Genomic DNA, 1,794 nt, shown 5'->3' with positions numbered 1-1,794 from the left:
CGTTTTAAAATGGGGCTATTACAGTTATTCCTTGGATTATCCACAACGTTCTAAAATATTACTTTACTCTGTAGTAATTTAAATACAAAAATAAATATATAACCAATAGAGTTAAAAATGATCATTATCTAACTCTTAGCCAATAAGCAATTACAGATATTCTCTATGCTTTTCATACACACCAATAATAAACTTACTTAAGTATTTTGGAGAAGCCCATCAAAAAGTCTTAAAATTAATAAACTAGTTACTTTCACCTAACACCTTACGATAGCGACATTTTGGGAAGTTTGAACATCCCAAAAATCTCACTCCTTCATGACGCCCTTTTGATGCCTTTCGTTCCACTAATTCAGCATTGCACTGCGGACATTTGCCAGTAATAAATTCATCGATTTTGTTTACATCCAAATCTGGTTCAATTCGAACTTTTATCTCTTCACTCTCATCCGGACTCATGAGTGATGGTTTTAAAACTAAATTGATCGCCTCCTCAATCTCTTTAGAATTATATGTTTGCTCTGCCTTGAATCTTAGTAACGGAAGCTTGGCACTTTTCATCGCTGCATCCAAAAAGCTATCTCGATTTTGTCTTTTTGGGTTATTGTGAGAGGAATCATCCAACTCTATACCGCATAGAATTTCCGTAGTTGTTTTATCCACCAAAATAAAGTCTACGTGCTTTGCTTTTATCTGATTAAAAGATCTAGACCATTCAGATTTCGGTAATCCTTTATGCACAGAAATAAGGTCTGCTAGGCGAACTTTAGAATTTATGTCATAGGAATCTCCGACAACAATTTTCAAGCTGTGTCGGAAGGATATTTCAGCAGGGGTAAGTAAAGCTGTATTTTTAAAGTAGGGATATGTTTCTTGATTCGGTTGACCTAATTTCACTCTCCCACCAAATCCAGAGAGTTTGTACATGACTATTGCGAAGATTACTAAAAGCAATATAAATAAAAATTCCATTTAAAAATGTCCTTGAAAATAGTGTCTAATCAATATAGTCATAAAGGATATTAATTGCAGGAATAAAACCAAACCTACTTCATTGTCAGGCCCCATAACTAATAATTTGATAGCTGCATTTTTGTTTGAATTGCTGTTGTTTCAAGCAAATGCCTATAACGTTCAGGACTTATCTACCTACCCTGTCAATTTGAAATCCACTGGCACAACGACGGTAAACGATTTATTCGACAGGTTGCCTCGCACAGGCAATTCTTTTACGGCTTTTTCTAACATCTCGCGAGCAGCTCTATCCAGGACTTGATGTCCACTGCCTTGTCCTATGATGTTTATTTCGACCATCTCCCCTTTATCAAACCTTACGCTGACCATAACAATGCCTTCCAAATTACGGCGAATGGCTTGTTGGGGGTATTTTTTATTTTTGGAAACCATGGCGTAAAGCAATTGGCCGTAACCTTTCCAGGCTTCGTTACGATCAACTTCATCTGTCCCGCCTCTGTTATCTTCGTTTGGGTTATCACCGGTGGCATTGACTGCTTTACTGGTTGAGGAAGCATTTTCTGAACTGACCGTGGATGATGGCAACGGTGATATTTCCGCTACCTCCTCATCTATGGGTTCATCAGTTTCAGGCTCAATCACTTCAGCCACTTTCGGTTCGGCTATCGGTAATTCCTGTTTTGGCTTCTCAATAACTTTAGGTTTTTCCGGCTTGGGTTCCACCTTTGGTTTGGGCTTTTCGACTTTTTTGGGTTCAGGTTTTACCGGCTCTGGCTTGGGCGGTGGCTCTACCGGCTTTATTTCTTCAACAACTTCCTC

Annotated in this window: 2 protein-coding genes; both read right to left on the bottom strand. The window is 38.4% G+C overall.

Annotation, left to right across the window (positions count from 1 at the left end; genetic code table 11):
- Positions 1-243: 243 nt before the first annotated feature.
- Positions 244-972: a DUF2726 domain-containing protein gene (locus tag B3182_RS04380; protein ID WP_292353448.1), complete on the bottom strand. Its 729-nt coding sequence runs from the start codon at positions 970-972 to the stop codon at positions 244-246.
- A gap of 177 nt (positions 973-1,149) precedes the next feature.
- Positions 1,150-1,794, bottom strand: a 645-nt coding sequence (locus B3182_RS04375; RefSeq protein WP_292751696.1) for an energy transducer TonB, incomplete at its 5' end; no start/stop codon positions are given.

The sequence above is a fragment of the Methylophaga sp. UBA4204 genome, from assembly GCF_002379485.1.
Taxonomy (GTDB): Bacteria; Pseudomonadota; Gammaproteobacteria; order Nitrosococcales; family Methylophagaceae; genus Methylophaga.
This window is presented reverse-complemented; position numbering and strand designations above follow the sequence as displayed.